Source organism: Hahella sp. NS-SX17, from assembly GCF_057367735.1.
In genome coordinates, this window is the sequence record NZ_CM170632.1 from 2,562,688 (window position 1) to 2,586,090 (window position 23,403).

The 23,403-nt window shown below is 52.6% G+C and carries 25 protein-coding genes; 13 read left to right on the forward strand and 12 right to left on the reverse strand.

Annotated features, from left to right (window positions below; all coding sequences use genetic code 11):
* Window positions 1-3 precede the first annotated feature (3 nt).
* Complete coding sequence (locus AC2IBB_RS11580) at window positions 4-492, reverse strand: DUF4112 domain-containing protein (protein WP_486333012.1); 489 nt, start codon at window positions 490-492, stop codon at window positions 4-6.
* A 354-nt stretch (window positions 493-846) separates the two neighbouring features.
* Here AC2IBB_RS11580 and AC2IBB_RS11585 point away from each other — a divergent pair, with 354 nt between their 5' ends.
* From AC2IBB_RS11585 to AC2IBB_RS11600, 4 genes are read left to right on the forward strand one after another with little or no spacing between them, the layout of a single operon-like run.
* Window positions 847-1,440 (forward strand): DNA-3-methyladenine glycosylase I, encoded by a 594-nt coding sequence (locus tag AC2IBB_RS11585; protein ID WP_486333013.1) that lies wholly within the window; start codon window positions 847-849, stop codon window positions 1,438-1,440.
* Between the two features lie 50 nt (window positions 1,441-1,490).
* Window positions 1,491-2,390 carry an acyltransferase gene (locus tag AC2IBB_RS11590; protein WP_486333014.1) on the forward strand — a complete coding sequence of 300 codons (900 nt, stop codon included), beginning with the start codon at window positions 1,491-1,493 and terminating at the stop codon, window positions 2,388-2,390.
* Between the two features lie 8 nt (window positions 2,391-2,398).
* Window positions 2,399-3,313 (forward strand): DMT family transporter, encoded by a 915-nt coding sequence (locus AC2IBB_RS11595; protein WP_486333015.1) that lies wholly within the window; start codon window positions 2,399-2,401, stop codon window positions 3,311-3,313.
* Window positions 3,306-3,548 carry a DUF2164 domain-containing protein gene (locus tag AC2IBB_RS11600; protein ID WP_486333016.1) on the forward strand — a complete coding sequence of 81 codons (243 nt, stop codon included), beginning with the start codon at window positions 3,306-3,308 and terminating at the stop codon, window positions 3,546-3,548. Before AC2IBB_RS11595 ends, AC2IBB_RS11600 begins: the two co-directional genes overlap by 8 nt.
* A gap of 23 nt (window positions 3,549-3,571) precedes the next feature.
* On the opposite strand, the gene sthA is transcribed toward AC2IBB_RS11600, so the two are convergent.
* Both sthA and AC2IBB_RS11610 read right to left on the reverse strand, forming a co-directional pair.
* The gene (gene sthA, locus AC2IBB_RS11605) at window positions 3,572-4,972 is read right to left on the reverse strand and encodes a Si-specific NAD(P)(+) transhydrogenase (protein ID WP_486333017.1); all 1,401 of its coding nucleotides are present in this window, start codon (window positions 4,970-4,972) and stop codon (window positions 3,572-3,574) included.
* On the reverse strand, window positions 4,969-5,817 hold the full coding sequence (locus tag AC2IBB_RS11610) for an HDOD domain-containing protein (protein WP_486333018.1): 849 nt from the start codon (window positions 5,815-5,817) through the stop codon (window positions 4,969-4,971). Before AC2IBB_RS11610 ends, sthA begins: the two co-directional genes overlap by 4 nt.
* A 157-nt stretch (window positions 5,818-5,974) precedes the next feature.
* On the opposite strand from AC2IBB_RS11610, the gene AC2IBB_RS11615 reads away from it, so the two are divergent.
* Window positions 5,975-6,613, forward strand: coding sequence for a hypothetical protein (locus AC2IBB_RS11615; protein ID WP_486333019.1), 639 nt, complete (start codon window positions 5,975-5,977; stop codon window positions 6,611-6,613).
* A 1-nt stretch (window position 6,614) separates the two neighbouring features.
* Here AC2IBB_RS11615 and AC2IBB_RS11620 read toward each other — a convergent pair whose 3' ends face one another.
* The 5 genes from AC2IBB_RS11620 to AC2IBB_RS11640 form a co-directional block, all read right to left on the reverse strand.
* The gene (locus AC2IBB_RS11620; protein WP_486333020.1) at window positions 6,615-7,508 is read right to left on the reverse strand and encodes a D-hexose-6-phosphate mutarotase; all 894 of its coding nucleotides are present in this window, start codon (window positions 7,506-7,508) and stop codon (window positions 6,615-6,617) included.
* A 138-nt stretch (window positions 7,509-7,646) separates the two neighbouring features.
* On the reverse strand, window positions 7,647-8,213 hold the full coding sequence (locus tag AC2IBB_RS11625) for a hydrolase (protein WP_486333021.1): 567 nt from the start codon (window positions 8,211-8,213) through the stop codon (window positions 7,647-7,649).
* A 128-nt stretch (window positions 8,214-8,341) separates the two neighbouring features.
* Window positions 8,342-8,848, reverse strand: coding sequence for a cupin domain-containing protein (locus AC2IBB_RS11630; protein ID WP_486333022.1), 507 nt, complete (start codon window positions 8,846-8,848; stop codon window positions 8,342-8,344).
* Window positions 8,849-8,893: 45 nt separating this feature from the next.
* Window positions 8,894-9,235 (reverse strand): hypothetical protein, encoded by a 342-nt coding sequence (locus tag AC2IBB_RS11635; RefSeq protein ID WP_486333023.1) that lies wholly within the window; start codon window positions 9,233-9,235, stop codon window positions 8,894-8,896.
* The gene (locus tag AC2IBB_RS11640; protein WP_486333024.1) at window positions 9,232-9,909 is read right to left on the reverse strand and encodes a hypothetical protein; all 678 of its coding nucleotides are present in this window, start codon (window positions 9,907-9,909) and stop codon (window positions 9,232-9,234) included. Before AC2IBB_RS11640 ends, AC2IBB_RS11635 begins: the two co-directional genes overlap by 4 nt.
* A gap of 37 nt (window positions 9,910-9,946) precedes the next feature.
* Here AC2IBB_RS11640 and AC2IBB_RS11645 point away from each other — a divergent pair, with 37 nt between their 5' ends.
* Together AC2IBB_RS11645 and AC2IBB_RS11650 are read left to right on the forward strand one after the other, a co-directional pair.
* Window positions 9,947-11,086 (forward strand): ISAs1 family transposase, encoded by a 1,140-nt coding sequence (locus AC2IBB_RS11645; RefSeq protein WP_486333025.1) that lies wholly within the window; start codon window positions 9,947-9,949, stop codon window positions 11,084-11,086.
* A 566-nt stretch (window positions 11,087-11,652) separates the two neighbouring features.
* Window positions 11,653-12,870: an MFS transporter gene (locus AC2IBB_RS11650; protein WP_486333026.1), complete on the forward strand. Its 1,218-nt coding sequence runs from the start codon at window positions 11,653-11,655 to the stop codon at window positions 12,868-12,870.
* A 12-nt stretch (window positions 12,871-12,882) separates the two neighbouring features.
* Here AC2IBB_RS11650 and AC2IBB_RS11655 read toward each other — a convergent pair whose 3' ends face one another.
* The gene (locus AC2IBB_RS11655; protein WP_486333027.1) at window positions 12,883-13,659 is read right to left on the reverse strand and encodes an SDR family NAD(P)-dependent oxidoreductase; all 777 of its coding nucleotides are present in this window, start codon (window positions 13,657-13,659) and stop codon (window positions 12,883-12,885) included.
* Window positions 13,660-13,954: 295 nt separating this feature from the next.
* Between AC2IBB_RS11655 and AC2IBB_RS11660 the strand changes: the two genes are divergently transcribed.
* The 3 genes from AC2IBB_RS11660 to AC2IBB_RS11670 all read left to right on the forward strand — a co-directional run bounded on the left by AC2IBB_RS11660 (window position 13,955) and on the right by AC2IBB_RS11670 (window position 17,579).
* The gene (locus tag AC2IBB_RS11660) at window positions 13,955-15,913 is read left to right on the forward strand and encodes an AarF/UbiB family protein (RefSeq protein ID WP_486333028.1); all 1,959 of its coding nucleotides are present in this window, start codon (window positions 13,955-13,957) and stop codon (window positions 15,911-15,913) included.
* Between the two features lie 466 nt (window positions 15,914-16,379).
* Window positions 16,380-16,721 carry a DUF3135 domain-containing protein gene (locus tag AC2IBB_RS11665; protein ID WP_041598539.1) on the forward strand — a complete coding sequence of 114 codons (342 nt, stop codon included), beginning with the start codon at window positions 16,380-16,382 and terminating at the stop codon, window positions 16,719-16,721.
* A 162-nt stretch (window positions 16,722-16,883) separates the two neighbouring features.
* Window positions 16,884-17,579 carry a TIGR01621 family pseudouridine synthase gene (locus AC2IBB_RS11670; protein ID WP_486333029.1) on the forward strand — a complete coding sequence of 232 codons (696 nt, stop codon included), beginning with the start codon at window positions 16,884-16,886 and terminating at the stop codon, window positions 17,577-17,579.
* A gap of 13 nt (window positions 17,580-17,592) precedes the next feature.
* Here the strand turns inward: AC2IBB_RS11670 and AC2IBB_RS11675 are convergent, their stop codons facing one another.
* Window positions 17,593-17,778 carry a hypothetical protein gene (locus tag AC2IBB_RS11675; RefSeq protein ID WP_011395964.1) on the reverse strand — a complete coding sequence of 62 codons (186 nt, stop codon included), beginning with the start codon at window positions 17,776-17,778 and terminating at the stop codon, window positions 17,593-17,595.
* A 171-nt stretch (window positions 17,779-17,949) separates the two neighbouring features.
* Between AC2IBB_RS11675 and htpG the strand changes: the two genes are divergently transcribed.
* On the forward strand, window positions 17,950-19,875 hold the full coding sequence (htpG, locus tag AC2IBB_RS11680; RefSeq protein WP_486333030.1) for a molecular chaperone HtpG: 1,926 nt from the start codon (window positions 17,950-17,952) through the stop codon (window positions 19,873-19,875).
* Window positions 19,876-19,977: 102 nt separating this feature from the next.
* Here the strand turns inward: htpG and AC2IBB_RS11685 are convergent, their stop codons facing one another.
* Window positions 19,978-21,357, reverse strand: coding sequence for a DUF1329 domain-containing protein (locus AC2IBB_RS11685; RefSeq protein ID WP_486333031.1), 1,380 nt, complete (start codon window positions 21,355-21,357; stop codon window positions 19,978-19,980).
* A 384-nt stretch (window positions 21,358-21,741) separates the two neighbouring features.
* On the opposite strand from AC2IBB_RS11685, the gene AC2IBB_RS11690 reads away from it, so the two are divergent.
* Both AC2IBB_RS11690 and AC2IBB_RS11695 read left to right on the forward strand, forming a co-directional pair.
* Window positions 21,742-22,200 carry a DUF6586 family protein gene (locus AC2IBB_RS11690; RefSeq protein WP_486333032.1) on the forward strand — a complete coding sequence of 153 codons (459 nt, stop codon included), beginning with the start codon at window positions 21,742-21,744 and terminating at the stop codon, window positions 22,198-22,200.
* A 158-nt stretch (window positions 22,201-22,358) separates the two neighbouring features.
* Window positions 22,359-22,604 carry a hypothetical protein gene (locus AC2IBB_RS11695; RefSeq protein ID WP_011395969.1) on the forward strand — a complete coding sequence of 82 codons (246 nt, stop codon included), beginning with the start codon at window positions 22,359-22,361 and terminating at the stop codon, window positions 22,602-22,604.
* Window positions 22,605-22,652: 48 nt separating this feature from the next.
* Here the strand turns inward: AC2IBB_RS11695 and lexA are convergent, their stop codons facing one another.
* On the reverse strand, window positions 22,653-23,255 hold the full coding sequence (gene lexA / locus AC2IBB_RS11700; RefSeq protein ID WP_486333033.1) for a transcriptional repressor LexA: 603 nt from the start codon (window positions 23,253-23,255) through the stop codon (window positions 22,653-22,655).
* Between the last annotated feature and the right edge of the window lie 148 nt (window positions 23,256-23,403).

Consider the following 23,403-nt stretch of genomic DNA (forward strand, 5'->3'; position numbering starts at 1 on the left):
GTTTTAACTGAAATTAAATGGCTCAGGCGTACTGAGCAGATAGAGAATGAACAACACCAGCAGAGCCAGGCTCAGACTGATCCAAAGCCAGGGCGTTCTGCGTTTCGGCGGTGGGGGCATGATCTGCTTTTCCAGATAGACGGCGAGCATGTCCATATTGCGCTGGTTGGCTTTCCAGTAAATATCGAAGGCGTCGCCGATCAGCGGCGCGGCGCCGCCAAGTAGCTCGACGCCGATATTGGCGAGCATGCGCAACAGTAGTCTTTTCGGGGCTTTAATGCGCCAGGCTTGCCACAGCAGATACAGGGACAGGCAGCCGCCGACGATGTCACCCACCAACGGCACAAGGCCAATCAAGGAATCCCAGCCGACTCGTACGCCCAGAACAGGGATGCGGAACTGGGCGTCCAGGCGATACGCAAGCTTTCGCAAACGGGTCAGCGTTGCGCGCTGCTCGGCGGAAATAGGCGTATGAGGCGTTGATTCAGGCATAGGGAGATGCAAATCCATCGTTATATTGCGATCCTGCTGCGTCCGTCGGTGGGCCGCAAAGATAGCCATTGTGAGGAGATAAGTCGCCGCTGGCAACCGTGTTTTTCGTTTCCAGGTGGTTTGCTTTTGGCGTGGGCGACGGCACAATACGGCGGGTTGTACGCCGCTCACCGTTGCGGCTCTTCAGATAGTCGCAGCTACGGCGTAAACGCGGAAAACCCTGAGACGTGAACGGCTTGGGCGGAAGCTGCGATCAGTCGACGAAAATAAGAACGAACATGTGTAAAAACGAACACGTGCAAGAATGAATACGTGTAGGAACAAACAAGAGCAAGAAGAACAGGAGAGACCGGTATGGCGTCCGAGCAACGCTGCAGTTGGTGTGGGAACGATCCTCAGTACGTAAGCTACCACGATAATGTTTGGGGGCGTCCGGTAAAGGACTCTCAGGAGCTGTTCGCCAAGTTATGTCTGGACGGTCAGCAGGCAGGCCTGTCCTGGATCACCATCCTGCGCAAGCAGAAAAATTATGAAGAAGCCTTCGCTGATTTCGACCCGGAAGCCATCGTGCGCTTCACCGAGGAAGACGTCGAGCGCTTGCTGCAGAATCCCGGCATTGTGCGCAATCGCCTGAAAGTGCAGTCTATTATCAAGAATGCCCGCGGCTATCTGGCGCTACGGGATCAAGGCATCGAGTTTTCTCACTTTCTCTGGGATTTCGTCGGCGGCAAGCCTATCGTCAATCATCTGCAATCCATGCAGCAGGCGCCTACCAGCACGGAAGTCTCCGACGCCATGTCCAAGGCGCTGAAAAAGGCTGGCTTCACCTTTGTGGGGACCACTATTGTGTACGCCTTCATGCAGGCGGTAGGGATGGTGAACGACCATATGACGTTTTGCCCGCAGCATCGCGAATGCGCGGAGCTGGCGGAGAAATTCCAACTTTGAGGCTGAGTGCGTCGCGGAGCCTTTAATCCAATCGTTGTCCGGAGCTTGTTATGCTGAGTTTTCTGCCAGCCCCCCTTGTCGGTTGTCTGGCCTCCCTGTCCCTGGCGATCAACACGATATTCTGGTGTACGCTGCTGTACATCCCGGCCATTCTGAAGCTGATCATTCCGATTCCCGCGTGGCGTAAGGCCTGTACCCGCCTGATTATCCTGATTTCCGAGGCCTGGATCGCCTGCAACAGCGCCTGGATGAAATTGACCCAACGCACCCAATGGAAAGTGGAAGGGCTGGAGGAGCTGCAGCGAGAGGGCTGGTATCTGGTGGTCTGTAATCATCAGAGCTGGGTGGATATTTTCGCCATGCAGCACGTGCTCAACCGACGTATTCCTTTTCTTAAGTTTTTCCTGAAAAAAGAATTGATCTGGGTGCCGGTAATCGGCCTGGCCTGGTGGGGACTGGACTTTCCGTTCATGAGCCGGCATACCCCGGAGCAGGTCGCCAGACGTCCAGAACTGAAAGGCAAGGACATGGAGACCACGCGTAAAGCCTGCGAAAAATTCCGTACGACGCCGGTAAGCGTGATGAACTTTGTGGAAGGCACTCGCTTCACCAAACGCAAACACGAGCGCCAGCAGTCTCCCTACCAGAATTTGTTGAAGCCAAAACTGGGCGGCGTAGCCTTTGTTCTCAGCGCAATGGGGGAATACATTCCCACCATGGTGGACATCACCATTCACTACCCTGGCGGCGCGCCACGACTGCGGGACTTTATGTGCGGACGCGTGCCGGCGGTGGAAATGTACATTCGCCGCGTCACGATTCCCGAGGAATTGAAAAGCCGTAACGTCGATGATGAGGCTTTCAAGCAGGAGTTCAGGGAGTGGATGACGGCATTGTGGCGGGAGAAAGACGCCAAACTGGCGGCGCTCAAACAATCAGAACAAGTTTGAGTCCGCCTGTGTCTCAGTCCAGCCACTTAAAGGCGGACTTATTACTGCTGTTGGTCACCCTGTTGGCCGCCGCCGGTTGGATATTCTCCAAGGAGGCGCTTTCGGGGTTACCCCCTCTGCTGTTTATCGGCATTCGTTTTTTCAGCGCCGGTTTGATATTGGCGATGGTGGGGCGGCGGGCGTTGATGTCGTTGTCCGCCAGGCAACTGCGCATTGCGCTATCCACGGGCGTATTGTTCGCCGCCGCCATGTGCCTGTGGATCTCCGGACTGTTTTACGGTGATCATGTGGGAGAAGGGGCTTTCATCACCAGTCTGGCCATGGTGCTGGCGCCCTTGGTGTCACGAGTAATATTTGGAGAAAAACTGGCGCTCGCCACTTGGCTGGCGTTGCCCGTCGCCACTTGCGGTTTGGCGTTGCTGTCATTGCGGAACGGTCTGCACCCGGAATTGGGGCAGTTGTTCTTTCTGGCCTCTGCGCTGCTGTTTTCCCTTAACTTCACCCTGAACACCCATATGTCCGCGAAAGTGCCGGTCATTGCTTTGACCACAGTGCAATTACTGACGGTCGGCGTCATGGCTTCAGGACTGTCTCTGATGTTGGAGGAATGGCCGCAGCAGGTCAGCGCGAGCATTTGGGGATGGGTGGCCGCCAGCGCGGTGATCGCCACCAGTCTGCGTTTCTTTCTGCAGACTTTCGCGCAGAGTCTGACGCCCGTCAGCCATGCGGCGGTGATCATGACCATGGAGCCGGTGTTCACCACCCTGATGGCTTTGGTATGGTTGGGGGAAACCATGTCCGGCATGCAGATGCTGGGTTGTTTCTTGATATTCTCTGCGCTACTGATCAACCGCTGGCGTGCGGTGCGGGTCGCGTTTAAAGGATTGGTGCGCGGAGGCAAAGGAGAGGACGCGAATGATTGAACTGACGCGGGATGAAAAACAGCAACTGGTTGCGAAAGTGAAAGACTACTTCGCCAGTGAATTGGACCAGGAAATCGGCGGCTTTCAGGCGGAGTTTCTTATTGATTTTTTTGTGCGGGAAATTGGTCCGCGCGCCTACAACCAGGCTCTGGACGAAGCGGAAAATATCCTTCGCATGCAGGTGGAGAACATCAGCGATGCGCTGTATGAGCTGCAACAGGCGCCCGCGGATTGATCTGAGCGTCCGCGGGGTGTTTTTTAGTAGACGCTGTTGCGGCGAGCGCGTTGACCAATGACCGCCAGCGCCGCCACCCGATAAGCTTCCGCCAGGGTGGGGAAGTTGAAGATACTCTCTACGAAGATATCCACATCGGATTTGGACAGCAGCGCCATCTGCCCGATGTGTATGAGTTCAGTGGCCTCCTCGCCAACGATCTGCACGCCTAATAACCGCCGACCTTCGGCGTCGCACACCAGTTTCAGCATGCCGTCCTGATTACCCGAAATATGTCCGCGGGCGATTTCCGAAAACGGCGCCCGTCCCACGATGATCTGGCCATGGGCTTTGCGCGCTTCCTGTTCGGTCATGCCTACGGATGAGAGCTCCGGCACTCCGTAGATGCCTACAGGTATCATCTCAGGCATGCTGCCTACTTCCAGCCCGATAACGTTGCAGGCGGCGCGCCGACCCTGCTCCATGGAGGCGGAAGCCAGCGATGGCGGCCCGATGACATCGCCGGCGGCGAAGATATTCGGCACCCGGGTGCGCAATTGTCCGTCTACGGGAATCACGCCCCGTTCGTCCAGCGCCAGACCGGCGTTATCGATATCGAGATCCTTCACGTTGGCCTCTCTGCCGGCGGCGCACAGCAGTTTCTGGGTAATGATGGTGCGGCCGTCCTCCAATTCGGTGATGACGTCGTTTACGCCGTCAAAGTACACTTTTTTCACCACGCTGTTCCCCATCCACACGCCGCCCATGTCCTGGAAGGCGTTGACGAAGTTGTCAGTGAGATCTTTGTCGAGAAAACCCAGTGGGCGAGGGTAGCGGTCAATCATGACCACACGTACGCCCAGAGCCTGAAAGATAGAGGCGTACTCACTGGCGATAACGCCGCCGCCGAGGACGGCGAGACTTTTTGGCAGATACAGCATGGACAGCACCGAATCGCTGTCGAAGATGTTTTCATGATCGATCGGCACTTGTTCCGGCTTGCGGGGAAACGAGCCAGTGGCGATGACCACATAGTCCGTATTCAACACCTGCTTTTCTCCCCTGACGGAGGTCACTTCCACTTCGTTAGGGCTGAGAAACCGGGCCCGGCCGTGGATGCGCTTGATGGCGTTGCGGTCGATCTGTCGCCGCATGTACTCGTCATGGGATCTCATGACGTCATCCAGGCGGTCGATCAGTGTCGCCATTTCCAGGTCTTCACTGAGTTTGAACTGGAACAGGGCGGCGTTTTTGCGCATGTTATTCACGCGTAGCGCATTCTCACGCAGTGTCTTGCTGGGGATGGTGCCGCGATGCACGCAGGCGCCGCCAAGCAGAGCGTCCCGCTCGATCAAAGCGACTTGTTTGCCTGCTTTGGCGGCTTGCACGGCGGCTTTCTGGCCGGCGGGACCGCTGCCGATGACGATGATGTCGAAGTCGCTCATGCGCGCATGGCCTCCAGCCCTTGATTCACGGTGTCGGACTGTTCATACAATTCGGCGACTTCATCCGGATAGAGATTCAAATCCGCCATGGCTGGCAGTGCCAGTAAGGTGTCTTTATCCGGTTCATCAAACAGAAAATGGGATGCGAACTGTTTTCCAGCGCGAATCAATTTTGCCTGATCCTTGCCATTGCCTGCTTCCAGATAGTTATCCTGATGCGTCACCGCATCAATGATCAGCTCCGGCATGCGCCAGTGTTCCAGGGCCAGGCGGGCGGCGTCCAGATGCAACTCCTCTACGATGTCCAGCAACAGGTCCAGCTCAGGTTGCAGCCCTTCCGCTCCCGCCACGTCCAGAGTTTCCTGCAGCATGATGGGCTTGCCCACTGAGTGCAGAAGCCCGCACAGGAACGCAGCCTCGACATTCATACGCGCGCGCCGGGCGATTTCCTTGCACCAGAGCGCCGTCGCCAGCGCGTGACGCCACATGGCCGCAATACGATCTTCGTAGCCGGGGGCCTTGAACATGCGGGCGTTGATGGACGCGGCCAGGGCGATGTCGCGGATCGACACCATGCCGAGGCGGGCGATGGCTTGCTGCAAAGATACAATTGAAGCGTTGGGGGAGTAAGCGACGGAGTTGGCGATACGCATGACCCGCGCGGCCAGCGCCTGATCCCCCTGAATCACTTTGACCAGCTCGGACGCGCTGGAGTCAGGATTGTTGGTGATGGCGATTACTTTCTGCGCCACTTCCGGCAGCATGGGAATATCCAGGTTGCCGGCCTGGATGCGTGAATCCAGCTCCCGGGTCAATGGATCGGCGGAGGTATGGGTATCTGGCACGGGTGACTAACTCCATGTTTTATTTATTAATCAGTGTAGACTATGCGCGAACGATTGCGTCTGGAAATGAACTTGTCCCAGGGGCCGGATGGATTATTTGCTTGCTGCGTCCGATTATGTATGCTTCTGTTTTTAATTATAAAGGTGATGGATGCCTGTGCTTCGTTTCATAATGATCCCCCTTATTTTTACTCTGGCTGGATGTTCAACGGACGACGGCGACGGAAGCAGGTTCGAGACGCTGATGACCGCTTCCAAGCAAGAGAGGGAAAAGGCCAGCCAGGACCTGCAAAAAATATCCAAGTCTTTTTCCGACGGCAAAGTCTCCAGAGAAAATATCAGTGAACAGGTGCTGAGCCAGTTGGAAGTCAAGGTGCGCAATGGCGAGGACGCCTCTGCGGAACGTCAGCAGATCCAGGAGCTGGCGGAACAGATCAAGCGCGACTCCGATGCGGTGCTGTCAGCGGTGGATAACCTGTTCAATGAGTCCGTGAAAGCCCTGGCCCTGGCCTCCGCCGCCTATGATTTGTGCGGTATAGAAGGCGAGCGCGCCAATCTGGTCGCCATCGTCAGAAAAATGGACAATCACCCGGACCGCAAATACAACGCTGAAGACGCATACTGGAAGTTCAAATGGGAGTTCCAGAACGAGTTGAAGGAAGGCGATGTGGAAACGGAGTGTGAGTACTTCCTCAGCCAGAAAGACGAACTGGAAGCCAGCTTTGAACTGGCGTTCCAGGCGATGAGCTATTCAAAGAACCTGCATCCGCAAGGCGCGGAGACCGTCACTCCCTGATCTAACGACGGGATGACAGGGTCAGATCCAGTGTGTGGCTCTGGCCCGGCTCCAGCTCGATATAATCATTCAGCAGCTTCCCAGTCTCCACGCACAGCATCTGTCTGTAGCTGTCTGGAGAGAACTGGGATAAGCGTTTACTCTTCTCGGTCCAGGGATTCCATACCACGGCGGAACGGCTTTCGGAGGACTCCAGGACGATGAAACGCTCCCACTTTTTATCATGGATGCGCAGTATCGCCGGCGTATCGTAGTAAATGCGATCCACTTCTTCCGCAATGTGCAGAGGACCGTCCTGCTTGTGCAGGCTCCACCCTCGCAGTGAGTCAATGTAAGGCAGGTCGTCCAGGTCCAGCACGCTGACCTGTTGAATATCCGACACGGCGAAATAGGTATGCAGGGCGCAGCTCAAGTGCTTGGGCTGATCTGACAAGTTGAACGATTCCAGCTCCATTTTCATCACCACGCCCAGTCGATAGGTGACTACCGCTTTCAGGCCCAAGGGCTCGGCGTTCAGCTCAAAAGCAATGGTGGTGCTGGTTTCTTCTTCAGTAATGCTCAATAAACGCCATAGGGCATTGCGCGCCACGCCATGAGCGGGGGCTTCCTGGATTGGGAAGCTGTTGCGCACGGGGTCTGCATTGCGCTCCAGAAAGGCGAACCAGGGCCAGCAAATGGGGATTCCCTGACGCACGGCTTCCCCTTTTTGATAAGCCACGTCTGGATTGCGCCATAAGACGGGATGTTCGCCGCGAGGAGCGTAACTGATCAACTGGCCGCCCTGCAGGGTCAGGCTGGCTGAACACTCGGGGCGCTCAATTTCAATCAGATCAAGGTCTCCGACGTGTTTAATCGTCACCGAGTCGTACATCCCCGCGTCATGATTCTGGCTCATATCAATCACCACCTCTAATGGGAAGCGGAGCGCTTAACACCGGACGCGCCGCCTGCTGAGTCGTTTTTTATAATCGTCAGTTTAATCTGCTTTGTCATCAAAGAGATAGACGTTCTCCGGTCGGCAGGCCGAAGCGCTTTACTTGAATAACTGCGCCATCGGCTTGAAGCGCTCGCCAGCGGCTTCTTTCTGCAGTTCAAACAGAACCATTTCCACGCTGGAGGGCGTTGCGCCCAACGCCTGCATGCGTTGGAGGCCCAACTCACGATTGGCGGGATCGCGGGAGGAGATAGCGTCATTGATCAAAGTGACGTCATATCCAGCCTCAATTAAATGATAGGCGGATTGATAGACGCACACATGGCTCTCAATACCCGTCAGCAACACCCGCTTTCTGCCGCTTTTCTGCAGCGCCTCCACGAAGCGAGGCTCACCGTAGCAGCTGAACGCATGCTTGGGAATCGGACGCAGGTCCGGGAGCAACTCGGTGATTTTTGGAATGGTAGGGCCGAGTTTTTCCGGAAGTTGTTCCATCCATAGTATGGGGATATCAAACAACAACGCGCCTTTGACCATGCGTTGCAACTGAGAGAACAGCCTTTCTTTCTCGTGCATAAGCTGAGCGAGCTTGCCCTGGATATCCACCAGAACCAGTACGCAGTCTTTCGCTTCAAGCCATTGGTAGGCGGCGGTCATGATAGTCATTCTCCTTTCTTGGAAATCGGTACGGACGTAGTGCGGATGCAATACGGACGCAGTGCTGAATGCCGAGACAAAATCATACGGCGTCATAGTAGAAGTATATCCCTTGCCCGCGCTGGGGGCATCCGGGTTTAGCCCCCCTGGGAGCCGCTTCGGCTTAGGCGCAGAATAAGGTCGAAGTGTTTGGGATAGAGGAGGGTTAACTCGTCCGCGTCGCCCAATTCAAAATCCGCGAAATCGAACCCGGGGGATACCATGCAGCTCACTAAGGCATAACCCGAAGAGCCTGATTCCGGCTCAGCGGCGAGCCAGCGCATACCCGGTACGTGCGCGTCTCTGCCGCCGCCAGGGCCGATGGCTTGTGTGACCAGCCCACCATCCGGCGCAATAGCGTGAATCTGGATACGGTCTCCCCCGAGATGAAGCCAGATCTCGTCATTACGGAGCCTGTGCCACTGAGAAAAGCCGCCTCGGGGCAGTAAATAGTAAATCAACGTTGCGCTCGGACGTTCGCCATGGGGCGTAGAAACAACAAAAGGCGCAGCGAAAATCCTCCGATAAAACCCACCCTCAGGGTGCGGCGACAAACGCAATTGATCAACAAGCTGCTGAATGGATGGTGAAACGTCCGATGTCATGGGGGCTCCTGTTGAGATTGGCTGCAGGCCTTAAAGATTCAGGGTTTAATTGCATTGGGATATAACGTTAAATCTAATTCCGTCAGGATCAATATTCCCCCAGTTAGGGTTCCAAAGGTAGGGTTTTCCTTTTAGGCAAACTTTAGATGTAGGAGTCAGATTGTTGGCTAATATATTCTCTATATTCAATACGGAGGAGGTCGGGATGATGGTTTTTCCGATTAACGCCTCGTTTGAAGAGGATATTACCTCCATGTGGTAACATTTTTCACAAGCCAGCTGAAGATAAATTGCTTCTATTTTTACCTCTTCTCCCTGTAATGAAAAAGCAAATTTGTATGTAATGATGGGGAGTGCTACTAATATAGTAATAACTAGCTTTTTCATAGTATATTCTGAATGCTTTCATGGGTGATTACACCTGATATCTGCGTAGTATGAATCAGATTTCCATTTGAGTATACCGACCTTTCCCCATGTCTGTAGTCCTGTTGCCTAATGGTCGTTTTTGCTCCGTTTATATTCGGATTTGATTTGTCGGTATGTCCAATGACATACGACTTGGTCTTTCCAGCTTGATATAGCTCTTTAGACAAGGCGATGGTCAGGGTATCGCCAGGCATAGATCCCCTGGCTGTGTTGCAGCCATGTATTTGGATTCGTGCATCTTCAGTAAAAACTTTGAAATCTATATCTGAAACATACCTGCTATCGTCAGAAAATGAGTAAATGCCATCATCCCAGGAAGAATAGTAGAAGGCGAGTCCGGCTTTTGCGAAGAACCCTGTAATTAAGCCGCAATTCTCATTCTCATTTTCGGAAAAATTAAGCGAGTATGGCGTTCCGTGGCAAAGTATGTCCAAGGAGCTTACAGAAGATATTTGATTGTTGTTCAGAGCTTTTACCATGTCTGCGGCATTGGTTATTTTTATTTTCTTGATGTTTCCCGATTTGTAGTCGTTTATTACATTAAGGGCAGCGAACTCAAATGCGCTATTATGGGCAACGCCTAACTGCAGGCAAATCGCACTATATGGTTGAATACTAGACAGTAAATTCATAGAGTACGCCCCTTTTTCTCCCCTAATAAGGACTGTTATGGGCTCTTCTTTAATTGACGGCGTTAAACACCATTTCTCCAGCCTTTCTGATCCTCGTCGAGAGACGCTCAATATGCGGCATAATTTCTATGATGTTCTCACCATCGCGCTCTGCGGGATCATCTGTGGGGCTGACGATTGGGTTACCATCACTCGGTTTGGCGACGCTAAAAAAGAGTGGTTTGAGTCTTTTCTGGAGCTGCCCAACGGCATTCCCTCCCACGACACCTTCAACAACATCTTTGCGAAGTTAGATCCCGAGGCGCTAGAGACAAGCTTTCTATCCTGGGCTTCGACGCTGGCGGAGCAGATTCCAGATGATCAGATCGCAATAGACGGCAAAACGCTACGGCGCTCATACGACCGATCCTCTTCCAAACCCGCCATTCATATGGTTAGCGCCTGGTCGACAGCGAACGAACTGGTGTTGGGACAGGTGAAAACTCAGGAAAAATCCAATGAGATCACTGCTATTCCTAAACTGTTGAAGGCATTGTCATTAAAAGGAAGTCTCGTCACCTTGGACGCGATGGGATGCCAGCGGGAGATCGTGAAGCATATCCGTCACGCGGAAGCAGATTATTTGGTAGGCGTGAAAGAAAACCAGGCCTCATTACACGATGCGATTCACGACCGGTACGTGGAGGCTGAGGCTAAAGGCTTCGGCGAGGATTTTGTCGACTTTGTATGCGAACCAGGGCGTGCTGAGGAGGAGAAGCGGCGCTGCCGCGTTTCAACGAGTCTGGAGGGTCTGGAAAAGCAACAAAGTCGCTGGCAAGACCTGAAGAGTTTCATCGTCGTAGAAACAGAGCGAATGGAGTCAGGGCAAAGAACGCTGGAGCGCCGCTTGTATATTTCGAGTCGAGAGGGGGATGCGAGATATTTCCTGGATGCGACGCGAAAGCACTGGCACATAGAGAACAAACTGCATTGGGTGCTGGATGTAGCGTTTAAAGAGGATGACTCACGGCATCGCATGGGACACAGCGCGGAGAATCTAGCGGTGTTGAGACATATAGCGTTGAATTTATTGAAGAATGAGAAGACGGACAAAGGAGGTATAAAAACTAAGAGGCTACGAGCGGGCTGGGACCATGGTTACTTAAAAAAAGTGCTATCGGGTCTGGCTACTTTGTAATCACATAGTGCGATTTGCCTGCGCCTAACTGTCTTTTGCTACCGTCTGCATTTTTCTCTCTTGTGCCGCCGAAAAATATATATCGTAATCCCATTACATTCACCTTTAAGGCTAGTTAAAGAGTTATGCGAAAAGCTACCAAAGTTCGTTTTTTTGCTCGATATTTACGCATAAAGTTGAAGATAAAAAGAACATGCTGGGTTGTGATGCCCCAGAGAGTCCCGGGCGTTAAAGAGTAAACCTCCATATTTAAAGGCATCAGGTGGCATCGTAGCTAAAATTTGTTCCGCCCCAAATCAGCATTATGGAATAGGTCGTGCGGTGTCCCACGAAAACTGCTTGTTTTTCCTCGGGCGCTACGATAGATGCCTGCAACCGTGTATAAAGAGATTTTCCGCTCAGGATCAAAGTCTCCTGTGCGCCATGATGTGGCATCCTGCAGGTAGAATAAGAGCCGCGTTATCTACCCTAAATCCAATGACGTTTAATAACCCATGCGCTTTACGCCCTTTCATTCTGTGCTTTTGTTAAGTCTCTATTTTGCTGAGGGTTTTCCCGCAGGTTTGATGGTGCATGTGATTCCGCCTGTGCTGCGGGAGCATGGCGTTCCGTTGGAGTATATCGGCTTGATCAAAATGCTGGCGTTCCCATGGGTGCTGAAGTTTTTATGGGCGCCTTGGGTGGATCGCTACAACTTGTTCCAGCTGGGATTGCATAGAGGTTGGATTATTCTCGCCATAGGCGTCGTCAGCGGGTTGCTGCTGTGGTTGGGGTCGATGAATCCCGGGCAGCTCAGTAGCTGGTCTATTCTGCTGTTTATGCTGGTTCTGGTGAGCATGAACTTTGGCGCGGCCACTCAGGATATTGCGACGGATGGGTTAGCGGTGAAGCTGTTGCCGCCGCCGATGAGAGGGTGGGGGAACGCTTTGCAGGTCGGCGGTTACAAGGTGGGTATGATCGTCAGCGCCAGCTTACTGTTGATGGCCATTGATGGAATAGGATGGAGCCTGAGCCTGTATAGTATGGCGGCGATTCTGGCGTGCTGTCTGATTCCGATATTTCTGTTTGATGAGCGCCCCTTGGGCGATTTGTCGCCGACGGACGAAAACCCGGGGGGTGTGAAGGACAAGTCGCCAGTGAGTCTGGCGCTGATCCTAAATACTTACCTGTCCTTCCTGCGCCAGCCCGGCATGATCTACTGGGTTGCTGTGCTACTGCTATTCAAGATGCCGGACAGTCTGGCATCAGGCATGATCAAGCCGATGCTGGTGGATAAAGGGTTGTCCTTGGCGGATGTGGGTGTGGTGACGCTGATGTCCTCGTTAGTTGGCGTGGCGGCGGTTTTCGCCGGCGGTGGTTTTTATGATCGCTTCGGTCCCAGGGTCTGCCTGGTGTCGCTTTCTTTGTTGCAGGCCCTCGCGCTGGCGATGTACGCCATTGTCAGCGGCGGCGAGGCGGAGATGCCGATTGTGCTGGCGGTCGCCATATTCGAACAGATAGTCGACAGCATGGCCAATGTCGCCTTGTTCGCCATGATGATGCACTACTGCCGCAAAGAACACGAAGGCGCGGACTTTACGCTGCAGGCCTGTATTCAGGTGATTGTTTCCGGCGCGGCGGGCGTATTCAGCGGCTTCGTCGCCAAGATGCTGGGTTATGACGGGCTGTTTATCGCTGCGGGGGTGATCAGTCTGTTGGTGGCGTCTCAGGTCCTGCATTACTTCCGCATGGACCCGGACGCGGTCAGAGAATGGCGCAGATTGAAAGAGGCGCCCGCTGAGTAATGGGGCCTGTAATTATCGCATCAGGCTCTTCACGACAGGCGCAACCCAGCTCTTCGGAACCAGACGCGGCGACTCCACCATCATCTTGTTGAGCATCCCATGGACCACAACGGGCTTGCCTTTCAACGTCGCGTCGTAAGCCTGCTCCGCCACTTTTTCCGCTGGCATGCGGCGGATGTACTCCATCGCTTTCAGTACGCCGGTTCCCGCCTTGTCGAAAAACTCGGTTTCCGTGGGCCCGGGGCAGGATGCGGTAACAGTGACGCCCTGTGATTTGAGTTCAGTGTGAATCGCCCGCGACAGCGATAACACGTAAGCTTTGGTGGCGTGGTATACCGCGAAATTCGGCCCTGGCATAAAACCGGCGATGGAGGCGATGTTCAGGATGCGACCGCCGCCTTGCTCCACCATGTCGCGGCCAAACAATTTGCAAAGCGAGGTGAGCACGGTCACGTTAAGGTAGATGGTTTCCTCTTCGAGTTGGTAGTCACGTTCGATAAATGAGCCAAAATACCCTCGTCCGGCGTTGTTCACCAAGCAGTTTATCTGCAAGTTGCGAAAACGCACTTCATCGTACAGCGCTCGCGCGGCGTTATCAGAGGTCAGGTCAAAACCGATGCACTGGCTGTCCGTTTCATATTTCTCTTTCAGCTCTGCGGCCAAACGTTCCAGATTGTCGTTGCGTCGGGCGACCAACGCGAGATTCCAGCCATGGCGGGCGAATACTCGCGCCAAGGCTAAACCGATGCCAGATGAGGCGCCCGTAATCAATACAGTTTTCGCACTCATAATCCTTCCCCCGTTATCTTCTGTGTCTGTTCGTAAGATCCTCGTGTAATCGCTCGAAAATGACTGAGGCCATGCAGCGATCCCCATGCTGGAGCGCCTGGCAGGATTCGAATAGCAGTGTATCAATGTAAATGACTAGTGGTCATTTTAAGTTTGGCCAACTCCATCAAACTTTATCTATTCGCTTGGTGGATAAGTGCTAGACTGCTTTTTTGCCTCGAATGATATTGATAAGCTTGGAGCTTGTCGGACTTCATACAACAAACTATGGACAGCATCAGGCTCTGGCGCCCACATGAGTGAATCGGACCCAAAGAAGTTCATCGAGATCAACTTTCCGGTTTTAAAGCAACGAACTGACAGGGTGTTGCGGGGAGCTGGCCAGTTTGCGGTCAGTACGATAAAGCTGCCTAAGTCCTTTCTCCCCATTGGCCAGTTAATTCTCAGCGACGATCCCATTGACAGAGAGCAGCTGGCCTGCGAACTGGACCTGCTATTTGAAGCCCTCTACCAGCATCCCATCTCTGAACAGTCCAAAGCCCTGACGGGCTATCTGCGCAAATACAAACTGATCCCCAATGAAGAGACGACAGAGGGCCTGATTCAGTTTTTGGTCAAGCAGACGGTGTCGCGGAGCCCGGTGGAAATTCCTGAAGCCATTGTTAACGAATTCTGGCAGTTCTTTCATGAGCTGATCAGCGCGCCGGAACTGAAAGGGTTGGTCGAGCTCAACCTGGATATCATCCGCTCCGTATTACGCGCATATGAGCCGTTACTGGTGGATATCATTAATCGCATCAAGCACCTGCGTCAGGTGAATAATCACGCTATCAGCGAGATGGCGCAGAAGGCGAGAGTACTGCGCAGCGACCTGGCGATTTTGCGGCGGCAGATCCGCGCTATCCGTTATATCAAGCCTTTTTTACAAACCGATCCGCGTGATTTCGCCGGGCAGGCGCAGATCGTGGCGAAAATGGTGCGCGAGTTCGGCCCTTTGTTCATCAAAATGGCGCAGGTAGCCGCTGCTAACGCAGAGTTCCTACCGGACGAAATCGCGACCGAGCTGAAAGTATTTCAGGAAGACGTGCAGCCAATGACGGTAGAGGAAGTGAATCAGGCGTTTATTGAATGCTACGGCAAGCTTCCCGATGAAATTTATTTTGGATTCGACGCCGCCAAGCCCATACGCTCAGGCTCCATCGGCTCTGTTTATGCGGCGAAGAAACCTGTACGTAAAGAAGGGGTTGAAATGTTGATCCCGGTTGTCGTGAAGGTGTCCAGACATAATCTCGAACGGGAGTTTCAGATGGGGGCGTTGGCCCTGGAATTGATGTTGATATCGAGCCAGTATTGGGCTCCCCACACCAAACTGCTTCCATTCTTGGAGGCGATGTCCCGCCAGGTTAAAGAGTTTACGCGGGGGTTCGAACAAGAGCTGAATTTTGAAGACGAAGCGGCGATACAAAAGCGCTTTTATCGACGTTCTCTGGACAGCGATAACTGGTCCGTACCGCAGATATACTCCGCCACTGGCCGCATTATTGAAATGGAATATCTGGAAACGGCGTTGTCGATAGATCGCCTGCTGCGGGAAGTGGCGGGACAGGAGAAGGAAGACCTGCGGCGGAAAGTCGCGGAGCGTTTTCTATTCACCACTCTGCAGCATGTCTTGGTGTATCAAGAGTTTCACGGTGATTTACATCCGGGCAATATCATGGTGACGCCTGAAGGTCGCCTGTTTCTGATTGACTGGGGCAACGTGGTGGATATGCGGGGCAAGTGGCCGCTGGTGTGGGACTATGTCTATGGAGCGCTGACGGCCGACGTAGATCGCCTGACACATGCGTTGATAGAAATGAGCACCCATCCCGAAGATAACCGCAACCGCGAAGAGACCATTCGCACCGCCTTACAGGATACGCTAAAGAAAAAGGGCGTCACGCCACTGGGTTCCCAGGCTCTGAGACAGTTGTATAAGGAAGGAGCGAAAGGTATTCAGCGGAGGCTACAGACAGTGATGCACTTGTTATCCAATACCTATCAGCTTGGGATTATCGTGCAAAGTGACTATCTGCACTTGAGTCGCTCCATCACCGCCATGGCGGGGGCTTATCTGAGCATGTACGAACAGGCTCCTCGTTCTCAATTAGTTATGGATCTGGGGCTTGGAGTTACGTTGTTTCCCTATCATCTTGCTCGTGATCGCGTTCAAGCCCGATTAAAAAGTTTTCGCAGTTTGTTCAGTGGAAACTGAATCAGTTTGTTACCAGGCTTCAAACTGTCCACATAATGGCCTTCCGAGCGTGTTCAACCTCACATTTTTATTAACAGGCGCCTGCCTTTTTCCCCATCTTTCCTAGACCACTTAGGTTGTTTATCTGCACATTCACCTTAGCTTGTAATGCTAACCGGCTTGTATATAAAGCCTTTTGATTACACAGATATAACTAAACTTACACAATGTAACATGCCATTTTTTTCTGGTAGAATGCATTTTATGTGTACAGGTCAAAAGCAGACTTGTACTATCTAAATATGGTTAAAAACTGAACAATAAGGGTGTGGCTTTTTCTGGTTGGGTCCATGTCTTGAGCGCTGGGTGAGACCGGCTTGAAGCTTAAGAGCCTATCGCTTTTCAGCAGGTGGCTGCTGAGTAGTAACAAAAAGCCGCTGGTAGTATGAAAGCCGAATCAGGCTGTTGTGTAGTAAGAGAGCTTAGAATGGAACTTCCACATTTTGATGAATTGCTTGAAATGGCCAAACAAAGGCCTGAAGCATTGGAAGCACTAAGAGAAGAGATGGTGGAGTACATCATCACCTCCGCCCGGACTGACTGCCAGCGTAAGCTGCGTGGACTTCAGTTCAAGGTTGATATGACCCGCGCCAGAGCCAAGACCCCCTTGGCGGCATGCATCAAGATCAGTCAGTTAATGCATGAGTCCCTGGCGGAGCTGCGTTACTGTTTGAACGAGCGTTATGACTTCGCTTTGGCTGAGGCGGAAGCCGCCCCGGTTTCCAATGCCGAAGTTATCTCTCTCGAAGACTATCGCAGTCGAGCCTGATCCCAGACGCGTCTCTCTCCCGCAATGGATTGCCTTCTCGGCGTTAATTGATCGCAACGCCGTAATAATGTGTTTTAACTGGTTTCGGCGGTCTCCACTCGTGCATTGAAAACACCTGGGGTAAACTGCCGCTCCACCTGCTGGCCGATGTGGAGTGAAACGGTGAATGCATCCTCTTTTCAAATAGTCGCCGACTACGATGACTTGCTGGTCGTTGATAAAGCGCCAGGAATATCTTTTCATGATGAAGACGGTGTGCAGGGCCTTTGCTCCAGTGTGGCGGATGCCTTAGGCGTCCGCGTCTATCCTGTGCATCGTCTTGATAAAGTGACGTCTGGATTATTATTGCTGCCGAAAACACCAGCGTTAGCTCGCGAATTGACCGAACAGTTCAGCACCCGCCAAGTTGAGAAATTTTACTTAGCCCTGTCTGGGCAAAAGCCACAAAAAAAGCAGGGTAAAATTATCGGCGATATGGAAAAGGCGCGCGCGGGCGCTTGGAAATTAACCCAGGGGCGCGAAAATCCCGCCGTCACCCAATTCTTCAGCCACACCCTAATGCCCGGCGTCAGGGCGTTTATCGTGCGTCCATTAACGGGGAAAACGCATCAGATTCGCGTTGCGTTGAAAAGTATCTCGGCGCCCATCGCCGGGGATGAATTATATGCGGGAAAGGCGGCCAGGGATTTTGACCGCACATACTTGCACGCTTATGGCGTGCGTTTCAGTTATAAAGGGGAGCGCTTGGCGATCATCCGTCCGCCGCAGTTTGGAGAGCTGTTTGTGTCCCAGGCGTTGCGCGACTTATTGGAGGAGGAGTGGGCGTCTCCTTGGGATTTGCCCTGGCCGGGGCGTTGAGCGTTCGGCGGCGTTACAACGCGAGCACTTTCTGTTCGCCACAGCGGGCGCAACGGTATACCGTCACCAGCTTGCCTGATTTTACGTCGAATTGCTTTTCCTTACTGACTTCCCATTTGTGAAAGCCGTTGCGACACAAGGTTTTACCTTTGGCTTTCTTCTTCAGGGACGGCCTCTTGAATGGAATGACATCTCCCACAGGGTTTCTCGCATTTGTTAGTCATGAAAATGTGAGCATAGCTCCGAAACGGTTGAAATATCCATATTCGCCCCCACTTTCTGGCCACAAGAGCCGGATAAATCGCCGGCCTGCAATCAATATTATTTCACTTGTTTCCGATACGGACTTACGCCAGGAGTTTGTCGACCGATGACGACTGCAACAGAAAAACAAACCTTAGGCTTTCAGGCTGAAGTGAAGCAACTGCTTCACCTGATGATTCACTCGCTCTATAGCAACAAGGAAATATTCCTTCGCGAACTGGTCTCCAACGCGTCGGACGCCTTGGATAAGTTACGCTTTCAGGCGTTGAGCAAAGAAGATCTTTACGAAGGCGACAACGACCTCAAAGTTCGCCTGGAGTTTGACGAAACAGCGCAGACTATCACTTTATCGGATAACGGTATCGGCATGAACCGTGATGAAGTGGTGACGAATCTGGGCACCATCGCCAAATCCGGTACAGCAGAGTTCCTTTCCAGCCTGACTGGCGATCAAAAGCAGGATTCACGTCTGATTGGTCAGTTCGGCGTCGGCTTCTACAGCGCTTTTATCGTCGCCGACAAAGTGGAGGTTTACACCCGACGGGCAGGCTCGAAACCTGAAGAAGGGGTGCGCTGGGAGTCCAGAGGAGAAGGCGACTTCTCCATTGAAACTGTGACCAAAGAAGAGCGCGGCACGCGTATTGTGTTGCACTTGAAAGAAGAAGAGAAAGAGTTCGCTAACGGCTGGCGCTTGCGCAGTCTGGTGAAAAAATACTCTGACCATATTTCCTTTCCGGTTGAAATGATCAAAGAAAATATGGATGTTGGGGAAGAGGAAGAAGGCAAAGAGAAGGCGGAATCCGCGCCTGAATTCGAATCGGTTAACGAAGCGACAGCTCTCTGGACCTTGCCTCGTAACGAGATCAAAGACGAAGACTACAAAGAATTCTACAAGCACATTGCTCATGATTTCAGCGATCCATTGCTGTGGGCTCATAACCGTGTGGAAGGCAAGCTGGACTACACCAGTCTGCTGTATGTTCCTGCTAAAGCGCCCTATGATTTGTGGAATCGCGAAGCGCCCCGTGGTCTGAAGCTATACATCCAGCGTGTTTTCATTATGGATGACGCCGAGCAGTTCCTGCCGTTGTACCTGCGTTTTGTAAAAGGTGTGGTGGACTCCAACGATCTGTCCCTGAACGTATCGCGGGAAATTCTGCAGAACGACAAGGCGGTGGAAAGCATGCGTTCGGCCCTGACCAAACGTGTGCTGGATATGCTGTCCAAGCTGGCTGCTGACGATGCGGAAAAATACCAGTCCTTCTGGGATGAATTCGGTCGTGTTCTGAAAGAAGGACCGGCAGAAGACTTCGCTAACCGCGAGAAAATCGCCAAGTTGATGCGTTTCTCCAGCACGCATCAGGACGACGACAAGCAGACTCAGTCTTTGGAAGACTATGTCAGCCGCATGAAGCAAGGGCAGGATAAGATTTATTACATCACCGCCGAGTCCTACAGCGCTGGCGTGAAGAGCCCGCACCTGGAGATTTTCCGCAAGAAAGGCATTGAAGTGCTCGTGATGCACGACCGTATTGACGAGTGGCTGATGAGCCATTTGAATGAGTTTGACGGTAAGCACTTCCAGGATATCGCCAAAGGCGAATTGGATCTGGGCGAGGTTGAAGACAAGGAGGAGAAGGAGAAGCAGGAAGAGGTTTCAAAAGAAGCCGAACCTTTACTGAACCGCTTGAAGGAAGTGCTGAAAGACCACGTGGAAGAAGTGCGTGTAACTCACCGGTTGACCGACTCGCCCGCCTGTCTGGTGGTTGGCGCTTACGACATGGGCGTGCAAATGCGCCGCATCATGGAAGCGGCGGGTCAGGCGTTGCCCGAGAACAAACCGACCTTTGAGATCAACCCTGAGCATCCTCTGGTGAAAAAGCTGGGTGAAGAGCAGGGCGCGCGCTTTGAAGATCTGACCTGGGTGTTGTTTGATCAGGCGCGATTGGCTGGCGGCGAGAACCTGAAAGATCCCGCTGGCTACGTAAGCCGTCTGAATAAACTGCTGCTTGAGCTTTCTAACGCGGGCTAAGCCGCGCATAGCTGTCTGAGTTGCAGCAATAGAAAGGCCGCTATAATCAGCGGCCTTTTTTAGTGGGAGAAAGATGGGTTATAGGAGTCTAATGGATAACCATTAGCGTCTGGCGGCGCGGCGTACCGCGGAAGTCGAGAAGTCGCTATCTCTCAGCCCGGGCGCAAAGTCGCGAGGCCTTTCTTCGTTATCCAAGCCATCGACGAAATAACGCCCTGACTTCAGGTCGTAAATAACTTCCAGCGTGGTCCAGGGGGCTTTCACTTCGTAGTAATTCACCAAGTGAGCTTCCGATACGCGCCACAGTTCACCTTTATCGTCATAATCCTCCGCAACCAGCAGTTGCCATGAGTCCTCATCAAAGTACATGCGGCGCTTGTGATAGATGTGACCCAGCCCTTCGCGCAGGATGCCTTCCACCACCCACACCCGATGCGCTTCGTAGCGCGCATGTTCCTGATTGATGTGGCCGGGACGCACGATATCGTTCATGCGTAAATTGCTGGAGTGCAATGGGTAAGCGTTGTAAGGCACATACATGACCTTCTTGGCGATCAACGTCCATTCATATTGGTCCGGCGCTCCGTTGTACATATCAATCTGGTCGGTAGTGCGCAGCCCTTCGCTATTTGGGGCCTCGGCGTCGTAAGCCAGGTTAGGGGAGCGTCGCAGGCGACGTTCTCCTGCCTGATAGCGCCAGGACTGTCTGGGAGAGCGAATCTGATCCAGCGTTTCGTGCACCAGGTTCATGGTGCCAGCCAGCTTGGCGGGTGCGACTACCTCGGTTTTGAGGTAGAAGATTTTGTTGTCGATGTCTTCCGGCCGATTGTGCTGCTGAGCATACACAAAGAAATACTCATAATCTGTCGTCACCGGCGTGTAGGAACCATCCGGGAGTGTGGCGGCGAACGAAGAGCGGAAGGCGGCCTCTTCGCCACGGTAGCGCAGGATATGATTCCAGATAATCTCCACTCCTTGATTGGGGATCGGAAACGGACTGGTGATCAAAGAGCCTTTAACGCCGGTTCCGCGAGGCATCAGTTCCGCCTTGGCGGCGTTTTGTTTCAGAGCGGCGTAGACGTGGTCAGGGTAAGACGCGCTGCGGCGGCTGGGATACACTTTTAGAATGTAATCGCTTGGATACTTCTGCAGCAGAGCCTTGTGGCCTTCGGTCAGTTTGTCTGAATAATCCTGTGCATTGCCGGCGTTAATGATGAAGCGTGGAACGTCCGCATCGAAGGGGTCAGCATGCCATTTATCTGGATTATAATTCGCAGGCGGCTGCTTAATGCCTCCATCCCAAGAGGGCACTTCCCCCCCTTCGCTACCGGCCCTCTCGGCGCCAAGCGGCGTGAGATCCCGGTCCAAACGTGCAACCTGATCCGGCGGCGCCTTAGCTGGGGCGTTTTGCGCGATTAGTGAAAATACGAGTAATACCAGTGCGTTATTTATATTTTTTCTTGCGTTACGGCTATAAGCCATGTCTTTCTCACTCTCTTTCTAGAAGTAACAGACAGTTCCCTTACTTTCTCTCCCTGGACAAAATTATAGCAGTCTAAAATATTATTCTAGTTTTCTCACTAGCGCCTTTGTTAGCGTTTATGGCGGGTTGCTGCTGAACGTTAACTTGTGTAAGGGGCGAGCCTGAGGATCGGGTGCTAAGCTATGAGAAAGGGGCTGCTGATAGTTTGTCGCCATTTTTGCGGAAGCCTGAGTCGGGGGGAGTCAGCAATGGTAGGAAATTTAGGCGTCTAAACGAATCGGAATTGCGCCTCAGGAAATAGTCCGGAGGGGAATTTTTTTATTAAAGAACTTATGGTTAAAAACCTATACACTAACAAAGAGCTATTGTTGATGAGTTAAGGTATGTCCGATAAGTGGCTGACTTATGTTAATGAAAACCTGTTTTTCGCCAAGCTGCAGTTGCAGTGGAGGGATACATCCTCAACGGTGGCGGAAAAGCAATGCGCCGGACGGGCGGCTTTGCGTTTTCTGCAGCAGGCATATGTCGGCTTCTTGAATGAGCTTGCGGAGCAGCGTCGCATCAAAGTTAAAATTGAGACGCTCGCTGACTTGGAAGGGCAGTTGGAAGTTGAATCGCCAGAAGTAATCAGCATGAAGCTGACGGCGGCTCAACCCGATTCCTGGCTGGCTCAACTGCTGAAACAATTTGGGGAAATATCTCGCCCCCGAAAAAATGAAACGCCGCAAAATGAAAATATTATCGCCGCCACGTCAGCTCCCTATGTAATGGAGTTAGTGGTGATACTGGAGTCCATGCAGGCGTTCATCAACGAGATGAGAGAGCACAGTTTTGAGTGGTAGAGGTAAGCTTGAATGAAAGAAACCCTCTCAGGCCTCGACTGATAACAGCTTAGGAAAATGAATGAGGCGCCTGTGGCTAGTTTTCTGATGTGTTCGTTCCTGGGTATTGGAACGATAGAAAACATTTCAGTGAGAACTTACGAGTAGGAGATTTGGAAATGGCATCAAGCTTCTTTGAAATTGTTCAGTTGCCGAATGGCGACTTCGCACTGCAACCCATGGGGGGCGGCAGCGAACATTTGGTGAAAATCAGCTTTGGTCAGGAAGCCAAGGCGTATTTGGCGGAAAATGATGCGGCTGTCGCTCACGCTATGATTAATGCCGCTATTAAGTTGGTGGGAGATATGCGGGAGGAGGCAATCCGCCAGTCAGAAGCGGAAGAAAAACCGAAAACTGTTCATTAAAGTCCCCGACTGCCAATTAGAGGCAGTCGGCGCTCTGTCGGTTCATTGTTAGCGGCGAATGACGCCGACGCCCAGTCCTTCAATGTCCAACGGCTGTTGTGACAGGTTTACTTCAATCGGCTCGAACTCTTCATTTTCCGGCAGTAAAAGCACTTTGTTCTTTTGGCGCTGGAAGCGTTTTACTGTCACTTCATCGCCAATACGCGCCACCACAATTTGTCCATTGTGGACATCTGTCGTGCGGTGTACGGCCAGCAAATCGCCATCAAGAATTCCGATGTCCTTCATGCTCATGCCTTTGACACGAAGAAAATAGTCGGCGGAAGGGGTAAAGAAGGATGAAGGGAGTTCGCAATACTCTTCAATATTTTCCTGCGCGAGAATGGGGTATCCCGCCGCTACTTGGCCAACTATTGGAATACCCTGGTTTTGCGTTTCAGTCACTGGCAGTCGAATGCCGCGAGAAGCCCCGGGCACCATTTCAATCGCGCCCTTCCTCGCCAGCGCTTTCAAGTGTTCTTCTGCTGCGTTAGCCGAGCGAAAGCCCAGGCGATTGGAAATCTCCGCCCGGGTAGGTGGATAACCTGTTTCCTCTATATGCTCGCGAATCAGTTGTAGAACCTGCTCCTGGCGCTTGGTCAGCTTAATCACTCCACCCTCCGGCGACCCCAAAAGGTCTGAAATAATCTGTGTGTACTATATGTTTATCCATGTCTGTTTATGTATACAGTAATGGGTGGGGCAAGTAAAGAAAAAATGTCTAAGTCACTGAGGATTAAGATGAAAACACAGATGACTC

What these genes read in the sequence shown, in the direction of transcription:
- sthA (WP_486333017.1), bottom strand. Translation starts at nt 4,972, where the DNA reads ATGAGCGACTTCGACATCATCGTCATCGGCAGCGGTCCCGCCGGCCAG.
- AC2IBB_RS11695 (WP_011395969.1), top strand. Translation starts at nt 22,359, where the DNA reads ATGGCATCAAGCTTCTTTGAAATTGTTCAGTTGCCGAATGGCGACTTC.
- AC2IBB_RS11630 (WP_486333022.1), bottom strand. Translation starts at nt 8,848, where the DNA reads ATGACATCGGACGTTTCACCATCCATTCAGCAGCTTGTTGATCAATTG.
- AC2IBB_RS11655 (WP_486333027.1), bottom strand. Translation starts at nt 13,659, where the DNA reads ATGAGTGCGAAAACTGTATTGATTACGGGCGCCTCATCTGGCATCGGT.
- AC2IBB_RS11600 (WP_486333016.1), top strand. Translation starts at nt 3,306, where the DNA reads ATGATTGAACTGACGCGGGATGAAAAACAGCAACTGGTTGCGAAAGTG.
- AC2IBB_RS11660 (WP_486333028.1), top strand. Translation starts at nt 13,955, where the DNA reads ATGAGTGAATCGGACCCAAAGAAGTTCATCGAGATCAACTTTCCGGTT.
- AC2IBB_RS11620 (WP_486333020.1), bottom strand. Translation starts at nt 7,508, where the DNA reads ATGAGCCAGAATCATGACGCGGGGATGTACGACTCGGTGACGATTAAA.
- AC2IBB_RS11690 (WP_486333032.1), top strand. Translation starts at nt 21,742, where the DNA reads ATGTCCGATAAGTGGCTGACTTATGTTAATGAAAACCTGTTTTTCGCC.
- AC2IBB_RS11685 (WP_486333031.1), bottom strand. Translation starts at nt 21,357, where the DNA reads ATGGCTTATAGCCGTAACGCAAGAAAAAATATAAATAACGCACTGGTA.
- AC2IBB_RS11590 (WP_486333014.1), top strand. Translation starts at nt 1,491, where the DNA reads ATGCTGAGTTTTCTGCCAGCCCCCCTTGTCGGTTGTCTGGCCTCCCTG.
- AC2IBB_RS11650 (WP_486333026.1), top strand. Translation starts at nt 11,653, where the DNA reads ATGGTGCATGTGATTCCGCCTGTGCTGCGGGAGCATGGCGTTCCGTTG.
- AC2IBB_RS11645 (WP_486333025.1), top strand. Translation starts at nt 9,947, where the DNA reads ATGGGCTCTTCTTTAATTGACGGCGTTAAACACCATTTCTCCAGCCTT.
- AC2IBB_RS11580 (WP_486333012.1), bottom strand. Translation starts at nt 492, where the DNA reads ATGCCTGAATCAACGCCTCATACGCCTATTTCCGCCGAGCAGCGCGCA.
- AC2IBB_RS11635 (WP_486333023.1), bottom strand. Translation starts at nt 9,235, where the DNA reads ATGAAAAAGCTAGTTATTACTATATTAGTAGCACTCCCCATCATTACA.
- AC2IBB_RS11640 (WP_486333024.1), bottom strand. Translation starts at nt 9,909, where the DNA reads ATGAATTTACTGTCTAGTATTCAACCATATAGTGCGATTTGCCTGCAG.
- AC2IBB_RS11665 (WP_041598539.1), top strand. Translation starts at nt 16,380, where the DNA reads ATGGAACTTCCACATTTTGATGAATTGCTTGAAATGGCCAAACAAAGG.
- AC2IBB_RS11625 (WP_486333021.1), bottom strand. Translation starts at nt 8,213, where the DNA reads ATGACTATCATGACCGCCGCCTACCAATGGCTTGAAGCGAAAGACTGC.
- htpG (WP_486333030.1), top strand. Translation starts at nt 17,950, where the DNA reads ATGACGACTGCAACAGAAAAACAAACCTTAGGCTTTCAGGCTGAAGTG.
- AC2IBB_RS11585 (WP_486333013.1), top strand. Translation starts at nt 847, where the DNA reads ATGGCGTCCGAGCAACGCTGCAGTTGGTGTGGGAACGATCCTCAGTAC.